At 61.2% G+C, this 5,104-nt stretch carries 10 protein-coding genes; 9 read left to right on the top strand and 1 reads right to left on the bottom strand.

All coding sequences use genetic code 11. The features are described from left to right. Window positions 1-49 precede the first annotated feature (49 nt). The 3 genes from AC13EK_RS01160 to AC13EK_RS01150 are packed head-to-tail and all read left to right on the top strand — an operon-like array spanning window position 50 to window position 1,647. On the top strand, window positions 50-331 hold the full coding sequence (locus tag AC13EK_RS01160) for a hypothetical protein (RefSeq protein WP_017502923.1): 282 nt from the start codon (window positions 50-52) through the stop codon (window positions 329-331). Window position 332: 1 nt separating this feature from the next. Next, window positions 333-1,073 (top strand): hypothetical protein, encoded by a 741-nt coding sequence (locus AC13EK_RS01155; protein ID WP_421123434.1) that lies wholly within the window; start codon window positions 333-335, stop codon window positions 1,071-1,073. Between the two features lie 16 nt (window positions 1,074-1,089). Then, entirely contained in the window at window positions 1,090-1,647 is a 558-nt protein-coding gene (locus AC13EK_RS01150) for a hypothetical protein (protein WP_483021984.1), read from the top strand. A gap of 4 nt (window positions 1,648-1,651) precedes the next feature. Here the strand turns inward: AC13EK_RS01150 and AC13EK_RS01145 are convergent, their stop codons facing one another. Beyond that, window positions 1,652-1,936 carry a hypothetical protein gene (locus AC13EK_RS01145; RefSeq protein WP_483021983.1) on the bottom strand — a complete coding sequence of 95 codons (285 nt, stop codon included), beginning with the start codon at window positions 1,934-1,936 and terminating at the stop codon, window positions 1,652-1,654. A gap of 52 nt (window positions 1,937-1,988) precedes the next feature. Here AC13EK_RS01145 and AC13EK_RS01140 point away from each other — a divergent pair, with 52 nt between their 5' ends. The 6 genes from AC13EK_RS01140 to AC13EK_RS01115 form a co-directional block, all read left to right on the top strand. Continuing rightward, a complete protein-coding gene (locus AC13EK_RS01140; RefSeq protein ID WP_483021982.1) occupies window positions 1,989-2,291 on the top strand; it encodes a hypothetical protein in 303 nt (100 codons plus the stop codon). A 3-nt stretch (window positions 2,292-2,294) separates the two neighbouring features. Beyond that, complete coding sequence (locus tag AC13EK_RS01135) at window positions 2,295-2,732, top strand: hypothetical protein (RefSeq protein WP_483021981.1); 438 nt, start codon at window positions 2,295-2,297, stop codon at window positions 2,730-2,732. Between the two features lie 59 nt (window positions 2,733-2,791). Beyond that, on the top strand, window positions 2,792-3,352 hold the full coding sequence (locus AC13EK_RS01130; protein ID WP_483021980.1) for a glycoside hydrolase family 108 protein: 561 nt from the start codon (window positions 2,792-2,794) through the stop codon (window positions 3,350-3,352). Further along, window positions 3,349-3,669 (top strand): hypothetical protein, encoded by a 321-nt coding sequence (locus tag AC13EK_RS01125; RefSeq protein ID WP_122927922.1) that lies wholly within the window; start codon window positions 3,349-3,351, stop codon window positions 3,667-3,669. Before AC13EK_RS01130 ends, AC13EK_RS01125 begins: the two co-directional genes overlap by 4 nt. Further along, complete coding sequence (locus tag AC13EK_RS01120) at window positions 3,669-3,851, top strand: hypothetical protein (protein ID WP_423301294.1); 183 nt, start codon at window positions 3,669-3,671, stop codon at window positions 3,849-3,851. Before AC13EK_RS01125 ends, AC13EK_RS01120 begins: the two co-directional genes overlap by 1 nt. Before the next feature lie 982 nt (window positions 3,852-4,833). Then, the coding region (locus AC13EK_RS01115) for a DUF6538 domain-containing protein (RefSeq protein ID WP_483021979.1) at window positions 4,834-5,104 on the top strand (271 nt) is incomplete at its 3' end.

Below are 5,104 nucleotides of genomic sequence, written 5' to 3'. Positions count from 1 at the left end.
CGATCGGCGATGATGCGTCAGGCGTCATGATCGAGATCGGATATCTCGCATGAGCGGCTGGGGCATGAGGGTGAAGCGCGCAGGCGTAGTCGAGCAGGACCCGTTCACAAACATGGGGCGGATCATCGGCCGGGTGAATACGAACGGCGCCAATGGCTCGGTCACCGATGATGGCCTGCTGACCGGCACGCCCGAATGGCAGGTGGTGCTTCTCAACACGCCGTCGGCCGCCTCGGCCGCGCCGACAATCAGCGTGTCGGGCAATACCCTGTCCTGGGAATATCCCAGCGGCGCCACCTGGCCCGCTGTCATCGTCTATTGGGTGCGCTGAGATGGCGAGGTTCGGCGCAAAGTTTAAGAACGCCGCCACCGGCTCGGTGCAGATCGACGATATCTACGCGAACATGGCGCTTCTCTCGAAGTCGTCCCACACCGTGGGAGCCTCGGTCGGTAACGACCTGCGCAACACCACTGTCACCTTCACGGCGACGGATATGCCGACGATCGCCTTCAGCTGCGCGGCGCCCACGTTTCTCGCCTGGGTCGTGCGCGATAGCAGCGCCAACACATGGGCCTTCACCTTCTCGACCTATACGACCAACACATCGCTGGCGATCACCGTCTATCGGTTTGCTGAGCCGCCGGAACTTGGGCCGGGCTGGGGGATCAGGATCAAGCGCAATGGCGTGGTCAAATATGACAGCCGACACAGATATGCCTCTATCCCCGCGTCGCTCAGGGGCACGTTCGACACCAGTTCCGAGATCGGCGCCACTGGCCCATCCACGACGCTGACATCGGGCAAGGCCTATGCGCTGATGATGGGATCGAGAACCGGCCGCAACACCCGGGTCATCACGCCGGTGTCTGGTGCTCAGAATGGCTACAATGACAATATGTCATCGGCCGCGCTGGCGGCGGCGATCAACGGCAACGTGATCACGTCGCGCTACTGCCTCACCCAGTTCAGCACGACCTTCTTCCCGGTCCCGCCATCGCCGCCCGCCCCATCGGGCTACAGCTACAACCAGCGCCAATATTCCTGGGCAATTCTCGACGTAACCAACTTCTGACTGAAGGAGACAATGAATGCATAATCTCGTGAAGCTCGTTCAGGCGAGCGGCAAAGCCCTTGTCGTTTCGGCAGATGCCATCGCCGGCGGCATCCTGCGGACGCTCGAACAGCATGAGCGCGAAAAGCACCCCGAAGCAAGAACCTTCGCCTGGATCATCATGTCGGGCCAGGCGCAGACCGCGCTACTGCGCGAGAGCCTGGGCTTCATCATCAACAAGGCTGGCGGCAACAGCGGCGATCGCGTCGTGCTCAAGGGCCTTGGCGGTACCAAGGTCTCGATGCAGCGGGCGGCCTTCGTCCATGCAATCGAGAGCGAGCGCATCCTACGGGAAGACGACAAGCCCAACGGCAAGGAAATCTCGCGCGACGACGCGACGATCGTTCAGACCAACCTGCAAAGTATGAACGGCCCGGTGGCCTTCTTCGTCGATGAGAGTGCGGCGGACCTGTTCGATACCTTCAACGCCGATGCATCTGAAGATGATGGTTCGGTTGCATATGATGATGAAGGCAATGAAATCGTCACTGAAGATGAAGCCGCCCCGCGCAAAAAGCGCTTGAAGGCGACCTGACCTATCAGTCCTTCACGGCCGACCAGTCCGGGCCGTCCTGCACGTTGTAAGCGTCCATCAATTCGATGATGGCGCTACGGGGCCGCTCTAGGCGGCCCAACTGTGCGCCGTTCAAATCCAGATTGCTGATGTGATAGGCGCGGCCCTTATCGTCCATCAAAATGGCGACCATGCGCTGCACGCCCAAGTGGCTGGCGAGGTCGCCGTTAGGGATCGGGCCGTCCTTAGGCGGCGCCGTCTCCGCCCACTTCTTCATTTCCTCAACCGGATCGGCGGGTTCGTCGGTCATCTCATGCTCCGTCATTGGCGGGGCACCATACCACCACGACAGGAGAATGCACATGAGCACGGAAAATCCCACGCCTGCGCAGTTGCTGGCCCAGCGCAATGACATCGATCGGCAGATCGCCATCGCCAACCTCGACGGCCTGAAGGCCATCCAGTCGGCGCTGAAGGCCGGTAAGGTGGCGACCCTCGCGACCGATCTTGAAGCGCTGCTACCGCAGTTGGCCCCCGCGTCTGAAATGGGATCGCCGCATAATCAGGCGGGCAACGTCATCAGCGTCGTCCGTAACGTCACCAATTTCTTTGATGGCGAGGTGGCGCGCGTTCAGGCGCTGGTCGATGCGCAGGCGGCTGTCTGACGCATGTCTGATCCGGGCTCGGCCGCCGGCGAGGCAGGGGGAATTATCGCCGGGGCTGTGGCCGTGCTCTATGCCTTGGGCAAGGGCACGGCTTGGCTACTCAACTGGAAGGACGCGCGGGCACAGTCTCGCGCCGCCAAATTGCAGGCTTGGCACGATGAGCTAGCCAAGCGGGAGAAGGAGCAGGACGATCGAGACCTGCAATATCGGCAGCACATAGAAACCCAGCTCCGGCGCCTGGCGCTGGAGAACCGGGTGCTGCGGCGGGCATTCGAGCTGGTCGCTGAACCGCTGCGCCGGCTGGAGCCGGAAAATCCGAAACTGGCTCAGGCGCAGAGCATGCTCGACCGGGCCTTCCCGCTCGATCCGGGGCTGCCGATCGACATGGGGATACTGGTCTCGATGATCGACGAACCGGGCGGCGAAGCCGAACTGGTCTGAGGCTAGCGACAATCTGAAACCATAGGGCGCCGCTGGCGCCCATTTTCGTGGAGCAAGACATGAACATTGATCAGCTGATCGATGGCGCGATCGGCCGCGAGGGCGGCTATGTAAACAATCCCAAGGATAAGGGCGGACCCACGCGCTGGGGAACCACCGAGCAGGTGGCGCGAGCCTTCGGTTATACGGGCGACATGCGTGTTTTCCCGCGCGAAACGGCCGTAGCGATCTACCGCAAGCGGTACCTGATCGAACCAGGCTTCGACAAGATCCTCGCTATGTCGGCGGCGATCGGCGAGCTGCTGTTCGACACCGGCATCAACATGGGACAGGCGGTGGCTGGGCAGTTCCTCCAGCGTGCGCTCAACCTCTTCAACCGTGGCGCCTCGCTATATCCCGATCTCAAGGTCGACGGCGCTTGCGGCCCGATGACGCGGCAGTCGCTGGCGAGCTACCAGCAGCGTCGCGGCGCAACCGGTGAAGGGCTCCAGGTGCTGCTCTGGACCATCCATGCCTTCCGGACCGGTCGCTATGAGGAGATCAGCCTCGCGCGTCCTGCGAACGAAGAGTTCAGCTATGGCTGGGTTGCGCGGCAGGTGCGCATGGGGATCGCGGGATGAACGCCTTTCGCGATCGTGAGGGGGACCGCCGCGTCCTCACGCTCATTGGCGGTGGCATCATTGTCACCATATTGTCGATCATCGCGGCCATCGCCTTCGCGCGCAACACGCCCGACTGGGCGGAAAGCGTGTTCAGCGCGATCGTCGGCGGCATGATCGTCAAGCTGGCCGATGTCCTTTCGGCCCTGGTGTCCCTATCGAGCAATCGTCAGATCGAGCGGGTGACCGACCAGCTCGCCGTCGCGACGCCGCCGGGCCCGCAGACTGTGAAGATTGAGCAGCCGCCGGAAGAGCCGGTGCCTGTGCAGGCTCAGTGATGGGCCTGGGCAAGATCACGCGCGGGCTCGGCAAGGTCGGGCTAGCTCTAGAGGCTGTCCGCTACATCGTGTTGGGCGGCGCGGCCGTCGTCGACGCCGTCCGGGGAAAGCCCGTAGAGGAAAAGGAGGACAGCGCCGGCGAGGACGGCGATCGCGCCGACAAGGCAGTCGATCGGGCGTAACGGGTCAGAATCCCAATCTCGCCATTCGCTGAACACTCCACCCTCCCAAGGTTGGCCGCGGCACTCCAAATTCTGTGGACAAATGTTTCGGTCGTTCGCTGTTGTAATTGCCTAACGGCGTCGATCAATCAGTGCGAATGCCTAAGGGCACGGATTTCGAATGTCTTCGGAGACAGCCGCTCAACCTGCGCGCCACTGAGCCGCGCCGACGATCATCAACGCCAATCATAGTTTACCCCATCCGCTAAATGACTGGTCAAGCGCTTCGGTTTACCGCCGGTAGCTAAGCTATTGATCGAAAAGGGAGGGAATGTTGCGCGTTTTACACGCGAAGGCCCAGGAATGCTGGATTTTGCAGAGCTTGGAAGGCTTGTTAGTGAGCCTAGACTTTCCGCCATGTCGGGATCATATTGTTGCAGCGCGGCCCGTAACCGGAACTGAGGTGTTTGACCCACCCAGCCATTCGAACGGCAAGTCGCGAAGCGTCTGCCCCACTCTGCTGTTACGTGATGTTAGGCAGAACACGGGGGGTCATCTGACGCCAGCTTAGGTGGTCGCGAACGCTTAAGCTGGGCCGATCATCCGGTGAACGACGGTCATTTCGTTCGTCCGGGGCCTAACCGCTCACCCTTACGGGCTGCGGCGCGTCGTGGCTCGGGGGATCGTATATGAACTCTCGAACCATTAACGTAACGGTCGATGTGAAGATCGATCTGGCAAAGTGCATAACTGCATTGAGCCTGTTGCTCATCATTCTGCTGTGAACGATCGGGGCGGCTTCGGCCGCTCCGGTTAACCTTGTGCGCTTGCCGCGCGAGGCCTGGTCGGCGATTCCACTGCTGATTATCGGCTAGCGGCGGGACTTCACCGTCATGTATGTTAGTGGCTGATCCCCGCTACCCGCTCCACGCCTCGTCAAACCCCTGAAAATCAACGGAAACCTGCTCAAAAGCGGGTCACGTCGTGCGTCCGGGACACAAAGGTGGGTCACAATGACCCATCAAAAATTGACCTAACGCCATCAAAACAAACGAAATACTCCCCGCCATCGTGGGTCACAACTGTGGGTCACAAACGATGGCCGCGCGGACTTTCGTTACGAGGATCGACCTTCCAGTTCCGGGTGCGGGTCCCGGCTGATCTTCGAGCAGATTTCGGGTGCAGCCATGTAAAGCGATCGTTGCGCACGGACAGTCCATCACTGGCGATGCGATTGGGGCGGCAGGCGGCTGCGGAAATCGACATTATGTTTG

Source organism: Sphingobium sp. L-44 (assembly GCF_056859495.1).
The sequence above is the reverse complement of the archived record's forward strand: the minus strand, read 5'-3'. Positions and strand labels throughout refer to the sequence as shown.